Annotated in this window: 20 protein-coding genes; 15 read left to right on the forward strand and 5 right to left on the reverse strand. The window is 68.9% G+C overall.

Annotated elements, in window-relative coordinates; translation table 11 throughout:
- Positions 1-26: 26 nt before the first annotated feature.
- The 10 genes from ACFQVD_RS27875 (at position 27) to ACFQVD_RS27920 (ending at position 11,035) form a co-directional block, all read left to right on the forward strand.
- Positions 27-275: a hypothetical protein gene (locus ACFQVD_RS27875; RefSeq protein ID WP_343964891.1), complete on the forward strand. Its 249-nt coding sequence runs from the start codon at positions 27-29 to the stop codon at positions 273-275.
- A 531-nt stretch (positions 276-806) separates the two neighbouring features.
- Complete coding sequence (locus tag ACFQVD_RS27880) at positions 807-4,523, forward strand: nitrate reductase subunit alpha (RefSeq protein ID WP_343964893.1); 3,717 nt, start codon at positions 807-809, stop codon at positions 4,521-4,523.
- A complete protein-coding gene (narH, locus tag ACFQVD_RS27885) occupies positions 4,523-6,307 on the forward strand; it encodes a nitrate reductase subunit beta (protein ID WP_343964895.1) in 1,785 nt (594 codons plus the stop codon). The genes ACFQVD_RS27880 and narH overlap by 1 nt, the downstream gene beginning before the upstream one ends.
- The gene (gene narJ, locus ACFQVD_RS27890; RefSeq protein WP_343964897.1) at positions 6,304-6,984 is read left to right on the forward strand and encodes a nitrate reductase molybdenum cofactor assembly chaperone; all 681 of its coding nucleotides are present in this window, start codon (positions 6,304-6,306) and stop codon (positions 6,982-6,984) included. The genes narH and narJ overlap by 4 nt, the downstream gene beginning before the upstream one ends.
- Before the next feature lie 48 nt (positions 6,985-7,032).
- A complete protein-coding gene (narI, locus tag ACFQVD_RS27895; protein ID WP_343964899.1) occupies positions 7,033-7,767 on the forward strand; it encodes a respiratory nitrate reductase subunit gamma in 735 nt (244 codons plus the stop codon).
- 103 nt (positions 7,768-7,870) lie between these two features.
- Positions 7,871-8,455: an HPP family protein gene (locus tag ACFQVD_RS27900; protein ID WP_343964901.1), complete on the forward strand. Its 585-nt coding sequence runs from the start codon at positions 7,871-7,873 to the stop codon at positions 8,453-8,455.
- A 97-nt stretch (positions 8,456-8,552) separates the two neighbouring features.
- Positions 8,553-8,975 carry a YchJ family protein gene (locus ACFQVD_RS27905; protein WP_343964903.1) on the forward strand — a complete coding sequence of 141 codons (423 nt, stop codon included), beginning with the start codon at positions 8,553-8,555 and terminating at the stop codon, positions 8,973-8,975.
- A gap of 46 nt (positions 8,976-9,021) precedes the next feature.
- The gene (locus ACFQVD_RS27910; RefSeq protein ID WP_343964905.1) at positions 9,022-9,273 is read left to right on the forward strand and encodes a hypothetical protein; all 252 of its coding nucleotides are present in this window, start codon (positions 9,022-9,024) and stop codon (positions 9,271-9,273) included.
- 231 nt (positions 9,274-9,504) lie between these two features.
- Positions 9,505-10,587, forward strand: a complete 1,083-nt coding sequence (locus tag ACFQVD_RS27915; RefSeq protein WP_343964907.1) for a DUF6745 domain-containing protein — start codon at positions 9,505-9,507, stop codon at positions 10,585-10,587.
- 10 nt (positions 10,588-10,597) lie between these two features.
- Positions 10,598-11,035, forward strand: a complete 438-nt coding sequence (locus tag ACFQVD_RS27920) for a hypothetical protein (RefSeq protein WP_343964909.1) — start codon at positions 10,598-10,600, stop codon at positions 11,033-11,035.
- Positions 11,036-11,086: 51 nt separating this feature from the next.
- Here ACFQVD_RS27920 and ACFQVD_RS27925 read toward each other — a convergent pair whose 3' ends face one another.
- Both ACFQVD_RS27925 and ACFQVD_RS27930 read right to left on the reverse strand, forming a co-directional pair.
- On the reverse strand, positions 11,087-11,407 hold the full coding sequence (locus ACFQVD_RS27925) for a hypothetical protein (protein ID WP_343964911.1): 321 nt from the start codon (positions 11,405-11,407) through the stop codon (positions 11,087-11,089).
- On the reverse strand, positions 11,404-11,655 hold the full coding sequence (locus ACFQVD_RS27930; protein WP_343964913.1) for a hypothetical protein: 252 nt from the start codon (positions 11,653-11,655) through the stop codon (positions 11,404-11,406). The genes ACFQVD_RS27925 and ACFQVD_RS27930 overlap by 4 nt, the downstream gene beginning before the upstream one ends.
- Before the next feature lie 777 nt (positions 11,656-12,432).
- Here ACFQVD_RS27930 and ACFQVD_RS27935 point away from each other — a divergent pair.
- From ACFQVD_RS27935 to ACFQVD_RS27950, 4 genes are all read left to right on the forward strand, one after another.
- The gene (locus ACFQVD_RS27935) at positions 12,433-13,212 is read left to right on the forward strand and encodes a GntR family transcriptional regulator (protein WP_343964915.1); all 780 of its coding nucleotides are present in this window, start codon (positions 12,433-12,435) and stop codon (positions 13,210-13,212) included.
- A gap of 68 nt (positions 13,213-13,280) precedes the next feature.
- Positions 13,281-14,129 (forward strand): hypothetical protein, encoded by an 849-nt coding sequence (locus ACFQVD_RS27940; protein WP_343964917.1) that lies wholly within the window; start codon positions 13,281-13,283, stop codon positions 14,127-14,129.
- 117 nt (positions 14,130-14,246) lie between these two features.
- Positions 14,247-14,951: a hypothetical protein gene (locus tag ACFQVD_RS27945; protein ID WP_343964919.1), complete on the forward strand. Its 705-nt coding sequence runs from the start codon at positions 14,247-14,249 to the stop codon at positions 14,949-14,951.
- Complete coding sequence (locus tag ACFQVD_RS27950) at positions 14,948-15,487, forward strand: hypothetical protein (RefSeq protein WP_343964921.1); 540 nt, start codon at positions 14,948-14,950, stop codon at positions 15,485-15,487. The genes ACFQVD_RS27945 and ACFQVD_RS27950 overlap by 4 nt, the downstream gene beginning before the upstream one ends.
- A gap of 93 nt (positions 15,488-15,580) precedes the next feature.
- Here the strand turns inward: ACFQVD_RS27950 and ACFQVD_RS27955 are convergent, their stop codons facing one another.
- Positions 15,581-15,865 carry a MoaD/ThiS family protein gene (locus ACFQVD_RS27955; RefSeq protein ID WP_343964923.1) on the reverse strand — a complete coding sequence of 95 codons (285 nt, stop codon included), beginning with the start codon at positions 15,863-15,865 and terminating at the stop codon, positions 15,581-15,583.
- An 8-nt stretch (positions 15,866-15,873) separates the two neighbouring features.
- Positions 15,874-16,989 (reverse strand): WD40/YVTN/BNR-like repeat-containing protein, encoded by a 1,116-nt coding sequence (locus ACFQVD_RS27960; RefSeq protein WP_386272446.1) that lies wholly within the window; start codon positions 16,987-16,989, stop codon positions 15,874-15,876.
- Between the two features lie 448 nt (positions 16,990-17,437).
- Here ACFQVD_RS27960 and ACFQVD_RS27965 point away from each other — a divergent pair, with 448 nt between their 5' ends.
- Complete coding sequence (locus ACFQVD_RS27965; RefSeq protein ID WP_343964927.1) at positions 17,438-18,871, forward strand: Ig-like domain-containing protein; 1,434 nt, start codon at positions 17,438-17,440, stop codon at positions 18,869-18,871.
- A gap of 395 nt (positions 18,872-19,266) precedes the next feature.
- Here ACFQVD_RS27965 and ACFQVD_RS27970 read toward each other — a convergent pair whose 3' ends face one another.
- Positions 19,267-19,818 (reverse strand): helix-turn-helix domain-containing protein, encoded by a 552-nt coding sequence (locus ACFQVD_RS27970; RefSeq protein WP_343964929.1) that lies wholly within the window; start codon positions 19,816-19,818, stop codon positions 19,267-19,269.
- Positions 19,819-19,920 lie beyond the last annotated feature (102 nt).

Below are 19,920 nucleotides of genomic sequence, written 5' to 3' on the forward strand. Positions count from 1 at the left end.
TATAGGCATGGGGGTAGGTTGCTCGCATGAGCGGAACGCCCGGCCTGAGGATGGCAGCCTCGGACATGACCGCGCTGAGCCTGAGGACCGCCGACGCGGTGGTGCTGTTCGACTGGCTCATCAACGTGGACCTTGATCAGATCCCCGTCCGGCACATGGCACAGAAGCAGGCTCTGATGGACCTTCTCCAGCAGCTCGACCGGAGCATCCCCGGCCACACCCACGCCGACATCGAGCGGGCACACCTGCTGCTGACCCGCGAGATGGGCCTGTAGTCCCGCCCGCTCCCCACCTCCGGCCGCCGCGACGAGCGGGACCGCGTGCCGCCGCCCGCGGCGCCGGACGCCCGTCCCGTAGCGGCCCGCCGGGTGTGCCGGGTGAACTCCAGCGGATTTTTCCGTACGAATGTCCGGCAGAATGTCGAAAACGACCGGGGCTGCTTCTACCTGTGAGGGAGAACGCCGAGAACGGCGCCCGAACATGAAATACATGATGCCGATGCGGTTCAGCGGGCAACCGTAGGACGAGGCCCCGCCGACCCGTCGAGGACACCAAAGCCCATATCGAGTTCACGCACGACACGAACAGGAAGCTCACCGAGGCCGCGCCCGGCCCCGGCGGCAAGCCGCCGAACAAGCCGATCGAGGTGATGTCGGCGGCCCCGCCCGAGGAGCTGTGACCGCTGGACGGCCCGGCCTTTCCACATGTGCGGCCCGGACATGGCCGCCACCGAAGGTAAGGGGGCGAATACCCAAAGTTTGCGGGCCTGGCCGGTTGCCCGATAAATCCGCCGGTAGATACATCGCATGGTCAACAAGCGAACGGCCGGGAAACCCACAACGGAGGGAGCGGCGGAGGCGCTGCTACGGGTGGGGCGGTTTTTCAGCCGGGGCACCTACTCCGATGACCTAAGAGATGTCTCCTACCGGGGTGGCCGGAACTCCGACACCTTCTACCGGGACCGGTGGTCACACGACAAGATCGTGCGGTCCACCCACGGGGTGAACTGCACCGGATCGTGCAGCTGGCGGGTGTACGTCAAGAACGGGATCATCACCTGGGAGACGCAGGAGGTCGACTACCCGACGGCCGGCCCCGACCGGCCCGAGTACGAGCCGCGGGGGTGCCCTCGGGGGGCGGCGTTCTCCTGGTACACCTACTCGCCGACCCGGGTGCGATACCCGTACGCGCGCGGGGTGCTCGTGGAGATGTACCGCCAGGCCAAGGAGCGGCTCGGGGATCCGTTGCTGGCCTGGGCGGACGTGGTGGGCGACCCGGAGCGGCGGCGACGCTACCAGCAGGCGCGCGGCAAGGGCGGGCTGGTGCGCGTCACCTGGTCCGAGGCGCTGGAGATGATCGCCGCCGCCCACATCTACACCATCAAGAGATACGGTCCGGATCGGATCGCCGGGTTCACCCCCATCCCGGGCCAGTCGGTCCTCTCCCACGCGATCGGCACCCGGTTCCTGGCACTGATCGGCGGCCAGGCGCTGTCGTTCTACGACTGGTACGCCGACCTGCCGGTGGCCTCCCCCCAGGTGTTCGGCGACCAGACCGACGTGCCGGTGTCCGGCGACTGGTGGGACGCGGCCTATCTGATCATGTGGGGTTCCAACGTTCCGGTCACCCGGACACCGGACGCGCACTGGATGGCCGAGGCCCGCTACAACGGCCAGAAGGTGGTGGTGGTCTCCCCCGACTTCGCCGACAACACCAAGTTCGCCGACGACTGGCTCCATCCCCATCCGGGCACCGACGGCGCGCTGGCCGCCGCGATGGGGCACGTGATCCTGCGGGAGTGGTTCGTCGAGCGGCAGGTGCCGTACTTCGTCGACTACGTCCGCCGCTTCACCGACCTGCCGTTCCTGGTGACGCTGGAGGAGCGGGACGGCGCGTACATCCCCGGGCGGTTCCTGCGCGCCACCGACCTCGGCGGCGAGCCGGCCACGCTGGAACACGCCGCCTGGCGCACCGTGCTGCTGGACGACGCCACCGGCACCCCGATCATCCCGAACGGCACGGTCGCCGACCGCTGGTCACAGGAGGAGGGGCGGTGGAACCTGAGGCTGGGCGACGTGGTCCCCCGGCTCACCCTGTACGGCGACGCGGAGGCCACCGGCGTCGAGGTGCTGCTGCCCCGGTTCGACACCGCCGACGGCTCGGGCGCGATACTGCGGCGCGGCGTGCCCGCGGGGCGGGTGACACCCGGCGGGCCGCTGGTCACCACCGTCTTCGACCTGCTGCTGGCCCGCTACGGGGTGGGCCGGGACGGGCTTGCCGGCGACTGGCCGACCGGCTACGACGACGCGGCGGCACCCGGCACCCCGGCCTGGCAGGAGACGATCACCTCGGTGCCGGCCGCCGCCGCCATCCGGATCGCCAGGGAGTTCGCCCAGACCGCCGAGCGCACCGACGGCCGCTGCATGATCCTCATGGGGGCGGGCACCAACCACTGGTTCCATTCGGAGACCACCTACCGCAACTTCATCACCCTGCTGCTGCTCACCGGCTGCGTGGGACGCAACGGCGGCGGCTGGGCGCACTACGTCGGCCAGGAGAAGTGCCGCCCGCTCACCGGCTGGACCACGCTGGCCACCGCCGCCGACTGGCAGCGGCCCAGCCGGCAGATGATCGGCACCGGGTTCTTCTTCCTGCACACCGACCAGTGGCGCTACGACCACTTCCGCGCCGACGCCCTGGCCTCGCCGCTCGGGGCGGGCCGCTTCGCCGGGATGACCGCGGTGGACGTCCTGGCCCAGTCCTCCCGGCTCGGCTGGATGCCCACCTACCCCACCTTCGACCGCAACCCGCTGGACCTGGCCGACGAGGCGCGCGCCTCCGGCCGGGACCCGAACGAGCACATCGCCGCCGAGCTGGCCGCCGGCCGGCTCGGCTTCGCCATCGACGACCCCGACCATCCGGACAACTGGCCGCGCATCCTGCTCACCTGGCGGGCCAACCTGCTGGGCTCGTCCGGCAAAGGCGCCGAGTACTTCCAGCGCCACCTGCTCGGCACGCACGACAACCTGCGGGCCACCGAGGCCCCCGAGGAGACCCGGCCACGGGACGTGCGGTGGCGTGATCCGGCCCCCGAGGGCAAGCTCGACCTGCTGCTCTCCCTGGACTTCCGGATGACCTCCACGGCCCTGCTGGCGGACATCACCCTGCCCGCCGCGACCTGGTACGAGAAGCACGACCTGAACGCCACCGACATGCACCCGTTCGTGCACTCGTTCAACCCCGCCGTGGAACCGCCCTGGCAGGCGCGCACCGACTTCGAGACCTTCAACGACATCGCCAGGGTCTTCTCCGAGATGGCCGTCCGGTACCTGGGAACCCGGTACGACCTGGTGGCCACCCCGTTCAACCACGACACGCCCGGCGACATCGGCAACCCGCTGGGCGCCGCCCAGGACTGGCGGGCCGACTCCTCGACGCCGGTGCCGGGTAGGACGATGCCGGCGCTGACCATCGTCGAGCGGGACTACACTGCGGTCTTCGACCAGATGCGCACGCTCGGCCCGCTCGCCGACTCCAAGGGGTTGCCCTGCAAGGGCGTCGTCTACCAGGTGGGCTCCGAGCTCGCCGAGCTCGCCGCCGCGAACGGAACCGCGCGCGGCGGCCCGGCCGGCGGACGGCCGCTGATCGACACCGGGGAGAAGGCGTGCGAGGCGATACTCGCGCTGTCCGGCTCCACCAACGGCCGCCTGGCCGACCAGGGCTTCCACACCCTGGACCGGCGGGTCGGCTCCGCAGGCGGCGGCCTGGCCGGGCTGGGTCGTGCGGACGCGGATCGGCGCATCCGGTTCGCCGACACCCAGGCACAACCGCAGCGCACCCTCACCAGCCCCGAGTGGGCCGGTGACGAGAGCGGCGACCGTCACTACAGCCCTTTCACCATCAACGTCGAGCACGCCAAACCCTGGCACACCCTCACCGGGCGCCAGCACTTCTACCTCGACCACGACTGGATGCGGGAACTCGGCGAGAACCTGCCGACCTACCGGCCGCCGCTGAACATGCACCGCCTGTTCGGCGAGCCCGTCCTCGGTGCCGATGGGACCCGGGAGGTGACGGTCCGCTATCTCACCCCGCACAACAAGTGGTCCATCCACTCGGAGTACCAGGACAACCTGATCATGCTCTCGCTCTCCCGGGGCGGCCAGGTGATCTGGATCAGCCCGCAGGACGCCGAGGCCATCGGCGTCGTCGACAACGACTGGATCGAGGCGGTCAACCGCAACGGCGTCGTGGTCGCCCGGGCCATCGTCTCGCACCGGATGCCGGCCGGGACCGTCTACATGCACCACGCCCAGGACCGGGTCATCGCGGTGCCCAGGAGCGAGGCCACCGGCCGGCGCGGCGGCATCCACAACTCGCTGACCCGCGTACTGCTCAAACCCACCCACCTCATCGGCGGTTACGGGCAACTGACCTTCTTCCCCAACTACTTCGGCCCGGTCGGCACCCAGCGGGACGAGATCACCGTGCTCCGGCGGCGCGCCCAGGAGGTCGAGTACTGATGCGGGTGATGTCGCAGATCGCCATGGTGATGAACCTCGACAAGTGCATCGGCTGCCACACCTGCTCGGTCACCTGCAAGCAGACCTGGACCAGCAGGCCCGGGGTCGAGTACGTGTGGTTCAACAACGTGGAGACCCGTCCCGGGCAGGGGTACCCGCGCCGTTACGAGGACCAGGAGCGGTGGCGCGGCGGCTGGAAGCTGACCCGGCGGGGCCGGCTGGTCCCCCGGGCCGGGGGCCGGGCGCGCCGGCTGGCGAGCATCTTCGCCAACCCGCTGCTGCCCAACATCCGCGACTACTACGAGCCGTGGACGTACGACTACCAGTCGGTCGCCGAGGCGCCGGCCGGCGACGACTTCCCGGTGGCGGCGCCCAGGTCACTGCTCAGCGGCAAGCCGATGAGCACCATCGCCTGGTCGGCGAACTGGGACGACAACCTGGGCGGCATGCCGCAGCACGGTGCGGACGACGTCGTCCTCAGCCGGATCCAGGAGAAGGTCAGGCTGGAGTTCGAGCAGACGTTCATGTTCTACCTGCCGCGGATCTGCGAGCACTGCCTCAACCCGTCCTGCGTGGCGTCCTGCCCGTCCGGCGCGCTGTACAAGCGGGTGGAGGACGGGATCGTGCTGGTCGACCAGGACCGCTGCCGGGGGTGGCGGATGTGCGTGACCGGCTGCCCGTACAAGAAGATGTACTTCAACCACAAGACCGGCAAGGCCGAGAAGTGCACCTTCTGCTTCCCGCGGATCGAGGTCGGGCTGCCCACCGTCTGCTCGGAGACCTGTGTGGGGCGGCTGCGGAACATCGGCGTGCTCCTCTACGACGCCGACCGGGTGCCGCAGGCCGCCGCCACCCCGCGCGAGCAGGATCTCTACCCGGCGCAGCTCGGCGTCTTCCTCGATCCGCACGACCCGCGGGTCGGCGTCGAGGCCGAGCGGGCGGGCATCCCGCACGAGTGGATGGAGGCGGCCCGCCGCTCTCCCGTCTACGACCTGATCGCCAGGTACGGGGTGGCGCTGCCCCTGCATCCGGAGTACCGCACGCTGCCGATGGTCTGGTACGTGCCGCCGCTGTCCCCCGTGGTGGAGGCGATCACCGCCGCCGGGCATGACGGGGAGGACCACGAGAACCTGTTCGGCGCCATCGAGAAGCTGCGCATCCCCGTCTCCTATCTCGCCGAACTGTTCACCGCGGGCGACCCGGCCCCTGTCGAGCTGTCCCTGCGGCGGCTGGCCGCGATGCGCGCCCACCGGCGGCGGCTCAACCTCGGTGACGCCGTCGACCCGGCGATCGCCGAGTCGGTCGGCTTCACCGTCGAGCAGCTGGACGACATGTACCGGCTGCTGGCCCTGTCGAAGTACGAGGATCGTTACGTCATCCCGACCGCCGTCGCCGGGGACGTCCGCGCCCTGGAGGAGACGGCGCTGACCGGATGCAGCCTGGACTACGAGGGCGGTCCCGGGATGGGCGGCGGCACCGCCTCGGGACCGTTCGGCGAGGCGTCCGGACGTCCGGCACCGCTGTCCGTGGAGACCTTCCACATGCTGCGCGACCGCAGCACGGCCGACCGCTCCTCCGACACCTCCGGCCTGCGCGGCCGGGTCAACCTGCTCAACTGGGACGGCCGTGGCCTGCCCGAGGGAATGTTCCCTCCCGGGTCCGGCGACAACGCGGACGGCGCAGGAGGCCCCGGACCGGATGCCGGTCCCGGCGAGATCACCGGGCGGCCTCCCCAGGAAGGCGAGACCACTCGACGGCCTTTCCGGAAAGGGCCGAACCCGTGAGACCGCGCTGGACCTCCCGGAAACGGAGACCGTCCGCGAACGACCGGGCCGTGGTACGCCGGGCCGCCGGATTGTGCCTGGACTATCCCGACCGGGATCTCTTCGACCGGCTGCCGCTGATCCGGGCCGCGCTCGCCGAGAGCGGCGCGCATCCGGCGGTGGCCGCCGTCGCCGGGTTCGTCGACCACCTGGCGGCCGAGGAGCCGTTGCGGGCCGAGAAACACTATGTGGCGACCTTCGACACTCGCAACCGCCGTTCGCTCCACCTGACGTGGTGGAGCGACGGGGACACCCGTCGCCGGGGGTTCTCACTGGCCGCGCTCAAGTCCCGCTACCGGGCCCGCGGGCTCCTCCCCCCGGACGGCACCGAACTGCCGGACTACCTGCCGGCCGTCCTGGAGTACGCGGCCCTGGAACCCGAGGACGGGACGGCGCTGCTCCAGGAGCACCGGACCGGCCTGGAGCTGCTGCGGTTCGCCCTGCTGGAAGCCGGCACGCCGTACGCGCTGCTGCTGGAGGCGGTGTGCGGCACGCTGCCCGGCCCCTCTCCCCGCACCCGCGAGGAGGCCCGCGCGCTGGGGGGTCGCCCGCTCGACGCCGGCCCGGAACCGGTCGGCCTGAACGCCACCGGCCTCCTCCCCTGGAATTCCATCGGCAACCCCGGAGGCACCGGATGACCCCGTACACATCAGACCGGAACCGGCAGGCGCGTCTGGAGGCCCGCGATGCCCTCGCCCGCTGACATCTTCCTGTGGGGGGCGCTGCCCTACGCGGCCGTCGCCCTGCTCGTCACCGGCCTCATCTGGCGGTGGCGCTACGACAGGTTCGGCTGGACCACGCGCTCATCGGAACTGTACGAGTCACGGCTGCTGCGGTTCGGCAGTCCGATCTTCCATGTCGGACTGCTGGTCGTGCTGGTGGGTCATCTCGTCGGCCTGTTCATCCCGCAGAGCTGGACGGGCGCCGTCGGCTTCGGCGAGAACGACTACCACACGATGGCGCTCTGGCTGGGCATAGCCGCCGGGGTGCTCACCTTCGGCGGCCTCATGCTGCTGATCTGGCGGCGCCGCACCACCGGCCCGGTCTTCCTCGCCACCACCCTCAACGACAAGATCATGTACATCTTCCTGGTCGGCGCGCTGGGGCTCGGGTTGTCCACCACGCTGATCAACGCCTCCGGACCCGGCTACAACTACCGGGTGGACGTCTCGCCCTGGGTGCGCAGCCTGTTCGTCTTCCAGCCGGAGGTCTCGCTGATGGCGAACACTCCGGTGGAGTACCGCGTCCACGCGGTGTCCGGGCTGCTGCTGTTCGCGATCCTGCCGTTCACCCGGCTGGTGCACTCGTTCACCGCCCCGGTGCCGTACCTGTTCCGCCCCTACATCGTCTACCGGGCCCGCGATCCGCAGGTCATCGGCACCACCGCCCCCCGGCGCGGCTGGGAGCGGAGCGATATCTGACCACTTCCCGGCGTGCCTCGTCCATCCCCGGCGCGACCGGGAACGGAACGTTATCCGACTACCCCGGCCTGAACGCCGGGGCTCTCCAGTCTCAGGAGATCCGATGAACGACCGGCCCCGGCACGGGATCGCCGCGCTCCAGTTCGACGAACTGGTGCGGCGTCACCCGGAACGGTTGGTGCGCGCCATATACAGCGGTCTCAACAGCTTCATCTCGCTGGGACTCATGGCGTTGATCGCCTACACCACCAACGCCCCGTTCGTCTTCCCGTCCCTGGGTCCCACGGCGTTCCTGCTCTTCTACACGCCGCGGAGCGCTTCGGCCTCGCCGCACAACAGCCTGATCGGACACCTGATCGGCGTGCTGGCCGGCTGGTTCGCGCTGGCGGTCACCGGGCTGCTGAACACCCCGCCCGACCTGGAGAGCATCGGCCCCAACCGGATTCTGGCCTCCGCCATCGCGCTCGGCCTGACCTGCGGGCTGATGCCGGTGTTCAACGCCGCGCACCCGCCGGCCGGCGCCACCACCCTGATCGTCGCGCTGGGCCTGCTGCGGACGCCCCCTCAACTGGGCATCATGATGCTCGCGGTGCTGGTCATCGTCATCCAGGGGTTCGTGATCAACCGGATGGCGGGCATCCCCTACCCGCTGTGGCACCGGCCGCCCAGGAACAACGAAACCACCTGACCCACCGCCTGCCGAGGCCCCCACCACGCTGCCCCGCCTCGCCTGCGTCGGGGCGTCGGGGGCGAGCGGACCGGCGGGCCTGAGCCACAATGGAGCCATGTCCCCGCGCACGCCACGCCCTCGACCGGTCCGCGTCACCCCGGCGACCTGCCCCTGCGGGCTGCCCTCGGCCTACGACGACTGCTGCGGCCGGCTGCACCGCGGGGAGACCAAGGCGAGCACCGCGGAACAGCTGATGCGCTCCCGCTTCAGCGCGTTCGCCGTGCACGACGAGGCGTACCTGCTCCGCAGCTGGCACCCCACGACCAGGCCGCCCGGCGTCGGCTTCGACCCCGCGCTGCGCTGGACGCGCCTGGAGATCCTCGGCGGCACCGAGGGCGGCCCGTTCTCCGCCGCGGGCACCGTCGAGTTCCGCGCCCACTACACCGAACACGGCCGTCCAGGCGAACTCCAGGAGAACAGCCGCTTCGTCCGCCACGACTACACCTGGGTCTACCTCGACGGCGACGTCGGTAAGTAACCAGGTATCTTCCCGGGAGAATCTCGCAAGTCCGTATGATCACCTCATGCGAGCGGGATACAACGAGGCACTGGCGATGCTCGGCTACCTGCTGGGCACCATCGCCGCGACCGTGCTCGGCGAGTGGGCGGGCGAGAACCACCGACTCGGTGAGGCCATGACCGTATCCGCCCTCCTGTTCCAGCTGGCGTTCCTCTTCGGGCTTGTCCGCCTCGTTCTCCGAGGAGTGCGCCTCCTCTCCCGCAGCTCCGCCCACGCGCGTACCTCCGTACGACGTGCGCCGACGCCGGGATCGTAGGAGTCCCCGTTCACCGAAGAGTGTCCATCGCCTGGGGGTCCTGTTCACCGAGCCCTCAGAACGGCATCGTTGATCCGCCGAGTAAAACCCGTTTCCATTCGATGTGCGCGCGCTGAGGAACAGGTCGACGAACATGTGAGATGCCATGAGCATCCGCGCTAGACAGGCGCCGTGTCGATCTGTCACCATTCCGGACATGATCGTGAGAAAGGACGACGCCACCCTCATCCGGTGAGCGTTCTGGTGCGGCGGGAAGCCGCCGAGATCCGTGAAGAATGGCTGGGCCGGGCGTTGTCGACGCTGCCCGCCGACCGTCCGGCCGCAGAGGCCGCCATCTCCGAGCTCTACCACCTGATCGGGCTCGCCCCACCACGTTTCCACTGGGTCTCCTCGCCGGTCACGGCTCTGACAACCGTCCCGCCTGGGATACGTCCACGGCCTTCGGAAACCGTCGACCGCATCGCCGCGTGGCCGCTGCCGTCACGGCTCTCCTCGCTGATGAGACAGCTGTGCCTGGCACTCGACGCCCAGGTCAGACGGGGCCGTCAGGCGATGGACCAGCTGATCCGCCAGAAGGTTCACAGCCCGCTCGCACTGTCCACCGAAGGTTCACTCCGCATGCCGCTTCTGGCGGCGCACGACTCGCGACACCGCTTTCGGAGCACCTGGTACGACACCCAGTGCGTCTCCTGGGTCGCCCACTACGACGCTCTCCGCCGGGCGGCCGGCGTGCTCTTCACCCCCGAACAGAACCGGCAACTGGACCTGTGGGCGGCGGTGGCCCGGTCAGGTGGCTGGTGGTGGCCTCGTGAAGGCGCGTGCGTCATCACCGAGCGCCCCGTCACCATGCGCACGGAGGTGTGCGGCGACGACGGCGAGGTACGGCTGCACAGCGCGGACGGCCCCGCGGTGTGGTACGCCGACGGGTGGGACGTGCACGCCTGGCACGGGACGCGGGTGCCCCCCTGGGTGATCACCGATCCGAGCGTCCAGCGGATCGAGCGGGAGGTCAACGTCGAGGTCAGGCGGTGCGCGATCGAGCACATCGGCTGGGCGTCCTACATCGACCGGGCCGGGCTGCGGCTGGTCGCCTCCGCACCGGACCCCGGCAACCCCGGCTCGGAGCTGCGGCTCTACGACATGCGCGGGGAGACCAGGGTGCTCCTCACGGTCAACGGGTCCGTCGAACGCGACGGGCAGCGCCGCCGGTACGGGCTGACCGTGCCCGGTTTCCTCGACGATCCGATCGCCGCCGCCGGCTGGACCTACGGGCTCTCCGCCGAGCAGTACTCCCTTCTTCTCCGCCGAACCTGAGGTGATCTCCATGACCGTGACTCTCGCTTCGCTCTCCCGGCAGACCGGACTCGCCGTACTCGACCACCTTGAGCGGTCGGCGAGCATCCCCGTCGTCCACGGCCTCCAGGCCCAGGGCGACCTCATCGTCATCCCGCTCTCCGTCATCGCCTCGTCCATATGGCTTTGGCCCGATGCCGGTTGGATGGACGTACCCGGCGAAGGGATCGAACTGCTCCGCGGCGCGGCCGGGGGCAACCCGCACACGCTCGTCGCCGACCCGGGCACCTGCCGGTGGACGACCGGCGTGTCGGACTCCGAAAGTCTGGCGATCGGCGCCTTCGAGACCTCGGCCGTCGCCTACCTGCTCCACCCCGAGCACGGCGCCACCGGCTGCCCACCGGGCAGCTACGTCATCCGGCGCCAACGCGAACACGAGGGACAGCGGGCCCGCCTCGTCGCGGACTGAACAACGCGGGTCGAAGGCACGGCGGCCCAGGCCGGGGGCCGCCGTGCCCGCTCAGCAGTGCCCGATACCGACCGAGGTGGAGGTGAACGCCCAACGGTGAAGCAGCGCGGTCGTCTCCGCCTCGCGCATCCGCGCCTTCAACCCCTCGACGGTGCGGTCACACAGAAGCAGCGGCTCGGGGGTGGGCCAGGTCGCGATGGCATGAAAGAGACGACTGCCGGTGCCGTACAGCACGGCCCACCCCGGCCAGGTGATCTCCAGCATCGCGGCCTCCGCGCGGGCCTCGTGATCCCAGGTGTAGTGCGGCACGGGGGCGGCGGCCAGGCCGTCACGGTGCCGTCCACAAGAACGGGCGACCCTGCGCCGGATCATGAGATCACCTGCTCGGCCTGCTCCTGCGCCGCCTGCTCGACAGCCTCCCGCGCGATGCTCTCCTGCCGGTCGGTTTCAGCCCGCAGCGCGTCAAGGCTGTCGGCATCGACGGTCCGTTCGGCTCCGGCGTGGAAGGCGGCCAGGGAGAAGGGCTTCTCCCGGCTCGCCCACAGCCGTCCGGCATCGCTGAGAATCAGCCGCCAGCCGGGGATAGCCGGTTCGGGGGCACTGGCTCTAACATCGTCCACTGATTGGACCTCCATCCGATCAAGGGCTCGTCCGGTCGTTCGCAGCGGTGGACGGGCCCGCTTCATGGGGCGGTGCAGGACATGGAGGGGTAAGCCGTACGGGCCAAGCGACCGGTACGGAGATCGGGTAAGCACGGCCCGCGGCAAAGCGCAGGTGGCCGTTCGCCCAGGGCGGGCCGTAGGCCGATGCCGGGACGGTCTAGTGGGCGCGGACCTGGGCGAGAGCGCCGGACGACGGCGACAGCGCCCTCGCCGAAACGGCACCGGCACGACGGGCTCTGTGGCCTGGACCTGCTCGGAGCCGTGTTGGGTGGGCACCGATGTCCCTGTTCCGATCAAGGGCTGCTCACCGGGCACCGCCGTGAGCACCTCGGTCGGGGCCGTGGGGACGGATGGCTCGAAGCAGGGCAGGGGCAGGTCTCCGGTGCGGCGGACCTCCAGGCGGACGGCCATCAGCGCACCGGACGGCTGCGCGTACTCATGATCGGGCGCGGTGTCGTCGCAGCCATGGTCATAGGGCGGATGGCCACAGACGGCGCACCCCATCGGCATCGGCGGAGCATCGGCAAAGCACCCGCAGCCGCTCTTCACCGGCCGTTCAAGGACCGGAGCAGCATGGTTGGTCACGGGCCAGAGAACCTTTCTGATCAATGGCCTGTCCGGTGTTCCAGCACCGGTCGGGTCTGTCATAGAGTGTCGTACGACACTTGACGCTAGAGGGCGCCAAGGCTGGCCGTCAAGGAAATGGCCTACGACACTTTGGGGATGGTGAGGTACGTGCACATAGATTCGGATTCGCCCGCGCGGCGTATAGCGGCTGATCTGCGGGCTGACATCGCGTCAGGACAGCTGCCACCGGGCGGAAAGCTGCCCTCGGTCCGGGATCTCGCCGAGCGCTACGAGGTGTCCCGCACCACGGCGGGCAAGGCGTTGATTCTGCTCAAGACGGATGGGCTGGTGACCACCCGGCACGGCTCTGGCGCCTACGTACGCGAGTCGCACCCGATCCGGCGGCTTGGCCCTGAGCGATACGCGCGGCACCACTGGGAACAGACCACTGTCCGGGCGTTCGCCACCGAGGCCCCGGAGAGCGAGGCCGCTCAGCAGCAGGGACACCAGACGCAGGAGGTATCCCTGGTCCCCGCCGATGAACCCGTCGCCACCGCGCTCGGCGTCGAGATCGGGTCACCGGTGTACGAGCGAGCACGCGTCGTGACCCGCGAAGGCAACCCCACCCACACGATGACCTCTTACTACCGCTCCGCCGACGTTGAGGGCACGCCCCTGGTCGATCCCTCACCGGGAATCGCCGGACAGGGCGGCGGGTTCCGGGTCCTGGCCGACAAAGGGCTCGCCCCTCACGAGATCACCGAAGATCTCTGCGCCCGGATGCCGACCGCCGAAGAGACCCTGCTCCTCGATCTCCCGCCCGGCGAACCCGTCGTCGAGTTGCGTCGCGTCACCCGTACGGCCGACGGCCAGGTCGTCGAATACGCCCGAGGCGTACACGCGGCAAGCCGTTTCGTCTGGTCCTACACCTTCGCCATCCCCGACTGAGATGGGTGATCACCAACCAGCCCCTCGCTGCTACGGTGGCTCCTCTTCTTCATGACTCGGGAGCCGTCTTGCGCAAAACGATCTGGTTCCTCTCGTTGGCGCTGCTGCTGTCCGCATGCGGTTATAACGGCATGTCGCCGGGAGAGTTCCAGGATCGTGCCGGTGAAGTGGCAGAGCGCTGGCATGACTCCGAGGAGGACCGCGCATGGCGGACAGGCTTCGTCCCACTGGAGGATCTCGACATCCAGCCGCGAGAACGGATTCCCGACTGGGTGCCCCTGAGCGTGCACAACGGCGCATGGTCCCTTGACGTCGAACTGCCCGCGGATACTCCGCCCAGCAGGCGAATGAGCTGGCCGGACGGCTCCACGCTGACGGTTCCGCTGGTCACGGCGGCAACGGCGTACGCGGAGCGGAGCAAGGCCGCCGACTTCATCGACGAGGAGTGCCCGCCGGGCGGCTGCACCCCTCTCAGGGTCACCGGCGCCGAGCTCGGCGAGGTGCCGCTGCGCACCAGCCGGGGGACGATCCAGGTTCCCGCCTGGCACTTCACGGTGAAGGGCGTCAAGGAAAGGTTCAGCCGGGTGGCGGTCCACCCATCGCAGATCAGCCCGCGCCCGGCCCGAAGAGAAGGTGAGCACGAGGAGGTGATGGCCTTCGACCTCACCCCGGCGAAGCCCCGGGACCTGCTTCTCCGGTACGGTCACGGCAGCTGCGACCAGATCCACGGCGCCCGCGCCTACGAGACCGAAGACCTGGTGGTGGTCGACGTGGACGAGGAAACCAGCGACCGACTCTGCAACCTGATGCTTCTTACCGCCCGGATCACCATCACGCTCAACAAACCCCTGGGCAACCGACTCCTGCTCGACTCCGGAACCGGACTGCCGGTACTACCGGAAAAGGATGCTCGCTAAAGGAGATTGTGCCCCGGCTGATAGGAAGGGTCGATGACGCCAGGGTCCACCAGACGTCTTCGCTACCGCGCGGAAAATCCCGTTTACCTGGACTCATGTAGCAGATAACACTGCAGCGTGGACTCCTATGGGCAAACCGAGTATGAGCGAGCCGAGCAGATCGTCGACGAGTTGAGTAACCGCATCTACACGGCGTTGCGCGACGGTGGCCTCGAAGCCAGCCCCCTCATCGAGCTCGCCTGTCTGCTGGAGGAATGGGGCGCCTCCCTTCCTGTCACACGCGAGCTCCTTGAACGCCCCACCGCCGATCTGACGGCGACTGACCTGCCCCGGCTGGGCAAGGCTCTTCTCGACGAGACCGGCTTCGGACCGACCTTCGCTCTTGACCCCACTCTGCTGGTGCCCCTGGAGCAGGAGCTGAAGATCGTGGAGCGTGATGTTCGCACCACGGGAATCACCGGGACGCTTCGGATGATCGTCCCCGACTGGGACAGCATGGGTGGGGCCTGGGTGGAGTTCCAAGGCATCTGCCAGGGCAATGGCCTTGGGCCAGGAGCGGGGCTCGCACGCATCGCCGACGCCACCCAAGAAGTGATCATGGAGATGATCTGGAGGGCCTGGCCTGTCTGCTCGACGCACGATCGGGGCCTGCGTGCCGAGATGGAAGATGAGATCGCCGTTTGGCGATGCACAGCCGCCGGAACGCATATCGTCGCACCGGTGGGCGAGCTACCTCCCGAACGACATCAGCCACCTACTGACCGATCTGTCCGGAATCTCGGAAACACCTCATCCAGTCCCCTGGAAAGCTGGGCAACATGAGCGACGTCAACGTGGAACGGATCGCGCGACTGTTGAGGGAGCGTAACTCTGTCGACGAGAAGATCTCATCGATCATCCAGCGCCCTGTGGCCTCCGGCCATCTGGGCGACTGGATCGCGGCGCAGGTCTTCGGAATCGAGCTGGAGCCGTCCACCGTGACCTCCGCGATCGACGGCCGGTTTTCGTCCGGTCCATTGCGCGGGCAGACGGTCAATGTGAAGTGGTACCTCAAGCGCGAGGGCCTTCTCGACGTGACCGAGAGACCGGCCCTGGACTTCTATCTCGTGCTGACGGGACCCGCGTCGAGAGCGTCTTCGTCACGAGGCGGCACTCGCCCCTGGTGTATCGAGTCGGTGTACCTGTTCGACGCCAGGCGGTTACTCGCCGAACTGCGTGCGCGTGGAGTCAGGATCGGGACCGCGTCCAGTGTTCTGGCCGCGCAGTGGGCAGCAGCCGAGATCTACCCGCGCACCGGCAACCCGGCACTTCCCGTACGCCCCGAACAAGCGGAGTTGCTGCGGCTCTTCGCCCCCTAGAAGCCCAGGTCAGAGATTCGTTCCTGCCTGGGCTTCGTCGTCCGCACCGGCTACCTGCCAGCCCCCGCGATGGTGGCCGGCAGGCGTCGGCGCCTACCCGCCCGCCATGGCCCCCACGACCATGAACGGTTCGGCCCCCGTTGCGACCGGCTCGGGCAACGGGGCGTCCGGCGGTTCGTGGGACAGATCCTCTTCGCAGGCGAAGAACCTCACGAACGGTCGACGCCGCTGCGTGACGTGATCGCGGATCGTCCCGCGCAACATCGGATAGCGGGCCTCAAGCGCGTCGAGGACCGAGCGCTGCGTGACCTGCCCCTGAACGTGGATCCTCACCTCGCTTTCGGCACGTGCGAGGTTCCGCAGATGCGCCGGGAGCACGACACGGATCATGGCAGCGTCTGGACTTCGACCGACAACACGGGCGGAAGGTCTCGGGCGATGGGCGCCCAGCTGTCGCCGGCATCGGCCGATGCGTACACCTGCCCGCCGGTCGTACCGAAGTACACGCCGCACGAATCCAGCGAGTCGACGGCCATCGCGTCCCGCAGCACGTTGACGTAGCAGTGGCTCTGTGGCAACCCCTTTGTGAGCGGCTCCCATTCGTTTCCGCCCGTCCGGCTGCGGTACACACGTAGCTTTCCCTCGGGCGGGTAATGTTCCGAATCGCTCTTGATCGGAACGACATAGACGGTGTCCGGCTCGTGCGCGTGGACGGCGATCGGGAATCCGAAGTCGCTGGGCAGGTCGCCGCTGATCTCGTACCACGACTCACCGGCGTCGTCACTGCGCATGACGTCCCAGTGTTTCTGCATGAAGAGCACCTCTGGACGCGACCGGTGCATCGCGATGTGGTGGACGCAGTGACCGACCTCGGCATCCGGGTCAGGGATGCCTCCGGACTGCAGGCCGCGATTCATCGGCTGCCAGCTCTTGCCTGCGTCGTCCGTTCTGAACACACCCGCCGCCGAGATCGCCACGACGATACGCCCGGGATCGCGCGGATCCGGAACGATCGTGTGCAGGCACATCCCACCGGCACCCGGTTGCCAGGAAGGCCCTGAGCGATGGTTGCGCAGCCCAGGCAGTTCCTGCCAGGTCTGCCCGCCGTCCACCGAGCGGAACAGGGCGGCGTCTTCGACCCCGGCGTAAACCGTGTCCGGATCGGTCAGCGAGGGTTCGAGATGCCAGACCCGTGCGAACTCCCATGGATGCGGCGTGCCGTCGTACCACTGGTGAGTGCCGGGGGCACCCTCGTACTGGAACCGGTTACCGACCGGTTCCCACGTCGCACCGCCGTCGTCGGAACGCTGGATCAACTGTCCGAACCAGCCACCGGACTGCGACATGTACAGCCGAGACGGATCAGCGGGAGATCCCGTGAGGTGGTAGATCTCCCAGCCCCCGAAATGAGGGCCACTGATGTCCCACCGTTCGCGCCTGCCGTCCGACGTCAGGATGAACGCGCCCTTGCGCGTGCCAACCAGTACTCGTACACCACTCATCGGCGTTCCTTTCAGACCTTGGTGCCGAGCTGTGTCGGCACTGCGGCCACGCTCCGGATCGTCCGACCGGGCTCGGAGTCGACTCGATTCACGACGTGCCCGCCACGGTCGTGGCCACGACGCTACGGCAGCCCCCCGACAAAATCGCCGCACGCCGCAGCGACGGACCGGCGGCGTGCTGGTAAAGGTTCCCGTGTTCACCGGCCCAAGACCACGCCCCGCGGCTGATCACCCCGACCGGAAAGAGCGGCCTGCCCTCAGCGCTGCGGGCACCACGGCCGGCCTTGCCGTCAAGGGCGGCAAAGAGCCCCGTGCACGCCGCCCATGGGATGCGACACGGGGATCACACCATCCAGCACCTAGCGAGACAGATCGAACACAGAGAGTAGTTTCGTTGTGAAGTCGATCTACGAAGACGTCCCTAAGACAGACTGGGAGTTCAGCGTTGATGTCACAACGATCCGGATCCGCGCTCACCGCGCTGGCCTGCGCCCTGCTGACGCTACTGGCCACATCGGGAACGCAGGTGGCGGCCAGTGCCGACGCGCATGCCGCCGCCACCGTCGCACGGCAGGCTGTCACGCGAGCCACCGCGCCGTGTATCCGGCCAGGGCAGGCGACCTACCCCGTGGACTACTACTGGAAGAACGCGTTCGGCATGAGGCTGGGCAGCGGGTCGGTCTCGGTCAACACCTCCCCATCCCTGTGGGGCGGGCAGATCACACCGGGTGGCACCTTCACCCTCACGCTGGCGCACCGCACGACCCAGTGGCCGCTGCTGGTCAGGAGCTACACCACCACGTGGGACCTGTCGTCGCTGCTGGCAGGCGCCGATGTCGTCAGCCAGTCGGGGACCGGCACCATCAGCGGCAACACCCTGTCGATCACCTCGCCGGGCACCAAGACCGACCCACCTGCGAAGGTCATCACCTTCCGGGTCAGGCAAGGCACCATCGGGGGCAGCATGACCATCCGGCCGACCGGGATCAGCAGCGTCATCGCCGCTCCGGGCCAGCTCGGCGGCAACACACCCGCCCCCCCGATCCAGATCGTCGACGGGCAGTCCATCTCGCCCACCAGGGCCGCCGACGACACCGCCACCACCACGGTCACCCGGGGCACACCCGTCAGCGTGCCCGTCCTGGCCAACGACACCGCGACCGCACCGACGATCAGCAGCGTCACCAAGCCCGGCAACGGCACCGCGACGGTCTCCGGTAGCAACGTGATCTACACACCCGCCGCGGGCTTCAGCGGCACCGACACCTTCACCTACACCATCACCACCGCCTGCGGAACCAGCACCGCCACGGTCACCGTCACCGTCATCTGCGACTACACGCCGATCAACCTGGTCAACGGCAGCTTCGAGACGCCACCGGTGGCCACGGTCGACTGGTCCATCTCCGACGCCTCCGTCAACCCGGGTGTCGGCTGGCACACCACCGCCACCGACAACAAGCTGGAGTTCTGGCGGGGCGGCGCGAGCGGGGTCCCGGCAGCCGACGGCCAGCAGTTCGCCGAACTCAACGCCAACCAGATCTCCACGCTCTACCAGGACCTGCCCACCGTTCCGGGAACACCGATGACCTGGTCGCTGTACCACCGAGGCCGCCTCGGTACCGACGTGATGCGGGTGCTCATCGGCGCACCCGGCGCGACCGTGGCCCAGACTCCCACCGGGGCCTCCTCCCCGGACATCTCCGATGACGACACCGCCTGGCGCCACTACACCGGGGTGTACGTCGTGCCTCCGGGACAGACCACCACACGGTTCGCCTTCGAGTCGGTGTCCGCCGCGGGAGGCACCCCGACGGCCGGCAACTTCCTGGACGGCGTGGTGTTCGAGGCGCCGACCTGTCCCGCGCGAAAGGCCGGCTGACCACCGGCGCGCGTCCGGCATGGGCATCCGCGGACAGCCGAACACACGAGAGGAGCCCCGCCGCCGGCGGGTGAGGCCGAACGGCAATAAAAACACCTTCGGCATGACAATCCAGCACAACGGAAACCGGACCTGGCCGTCCGTCTCCTGTCGCGTGGGCCGACCCCGCGCCGAATCTCCGAACAGCGACCGATGACAAGATCGGGTGCTGTGGCGATCCCCCGATCGCCACAGCACCCGGCTTCGGCAATCCCCCAACTGCCGTATCGGCTGCTGTACGTCACAACTCGTGACGCCTCCGCCGGATCGTACGCCCGTCAGCGGCTCGAACCGCGCGTCGCGGCCGGCGGTCGCCATCCGTTCCGGCGACGCATCCCGCCGACGACGTGTGACGATCAGACGTCGATGCCCTTGCGCAGGAGCAGCCAGGCGCGGTCAGCGGTCTCACGCCGGGTGTCCGCCGGTATCTTGGCCAGCAACGCCGCGATCATGCCGATGGCCGTGACCAGGTCATCGGCGGTGACGTGCTCGCGTACCCGGCCGGCCTCCCGTTCCCCGGAGAGCAGGCCCTCCAGCAACTCCGACACCCGGTCGCGCACATGGGTGAGGCGCGCGTCGGCCGAGGCGCTGACCACGTCGATGAACGCGGTCGAGGTGATGGCTCGCTCGGTCATCAGAGCCAGCATGTCGTCGAGGGTGGTGCCGGGCTCCGCGGCGAGCACCTCGATCTCCCTGACGCCGTCCTCGAACACGGCCAGCGCGAGACTGACGCGATCGGGGAAGTGCCGGTACAGGCTGCCCTGGCCGACTCCGGCAGCACGTGCGATCGAGGTGAGCGGCGCATCGTATCCATCGGCGGCGAACACCTCGCGGGCCGCCGCGATCAGCGCCGCCCGGTTCTCCGCCGCGGCGCTGGGGCCTCTGTTGGGTCGCCGTGCGCTGAACATGACACCTACCGTAGCAACCGGACTGTATCATCCGGTTTGTTGACTCCAGATTTCCACACCACTCGACACGCGTCGATGACAGGGTCTACGGTAGCAACCGGA

The organism is Streptosporangium amethystogenes subsp. fukuiense (assembly GCF_042665875.1).
In the GTDB taxonomy this organism is placed as follows: domain Bacteria; phylum Actinomycetota; class Actinomycetes; order Streptosporangiales; family Streptosporangiaceae; genus Streptosporangium; species Streptosporangium fukuiense.

Bases quoted from the DNA above. Each gene is read 5' to 3' on its own strand.
- ACFQVD_RS27910 (WP_343964905.1), top strand. From the start codon at position 9,022: ATGCGAGCGGGATACAACGAGGCACTGGCGATGCTCGGCTACCTGCTG.
- ACFQVD_RS27900 (WP_343964901.1), top strand. From the start codon at position 7,871: ATGAACGACCGGCCCCGGCACGGGATCGCCGCGCTCCAGTTCGACGAA.
- ACFQVD_RS27965 (WP_343964927.1), top strand. From the start codon at position 17,438: ATGTCACAACGATCCGGATCCGCGCTCACCGCGCTGGCCTGCGCCCTG.
- ACFQVD_RS27905 (WP_343964903.1), top strand. From the start codon at position 8,553: ATGTCCCCGCGCACGCCACGCCCTCGACCGGTCCGCGTCACCCCGGCG.
- ACFQVD_RS27925 (WP_343964911.1), bottom strand. From the start codon at position 11,407: ATGATCCGGCGCAGGGTCGCCCGTTCTTGTGGACGGCACCGTGACGGC.
- ACFQVD_RS27880 (WP_343964893.1), top strand. From the start codon at position 807: ATGGTCAACAAGCGAACGGCCGGGAAACCCACAACGGAGGGAGCGGCG.
- ACFQVD_RS27960 (WP_386272446.1), bottom strand. From the start codon at position 16,989: ATGAGTGGTGTACGAGTACTGGTTGGCACGCGCAAGGGCGCGTTCATC.
- narI (WP_343964899.1), top strand. From the start codon at position 7,033: ATGCCCTCGCCCGCTGACATCTTCCTGTGGGGGGCGCTGCCCTACGCG.
- narH (WP_343964895.1), top strand. From the start codon at position 4,523: ATGCGGGTGATGTCGCAGATCGCCATGGTGATGAACCTCGACAAGTGC.
- ACFQVD_RS27950 (WP_343964921.1), top strand. From the start codon at position 14,948: ATGAGCGACGTCAACGTGGAACGGATCGCGCGACTGTTGAGGGAGCGT.
- ACFQVD_RS27970 (WP_343964929.1), bottom strand. From the start codon at position 19,818: ATGTTCAGCGCACGGCGACCCAACAGAGGCCCCAGCGCCGCGGCGGAG.
- ACFQVD_RS27875 (WP_343964891.1), top strand. From the start codon at position 27: ATGAGCGGAACGCCCGGCCTGAGGATGGCAGCCTCGGACATGACCGCG.
- ACFQVD_RS27920 (WP_343964909.1), top strand. From the start codon at position 10,598: ATGACCGTGACTCTCGCTTCGCTCTCCCGGCAGACCGGACTCGCCGTA.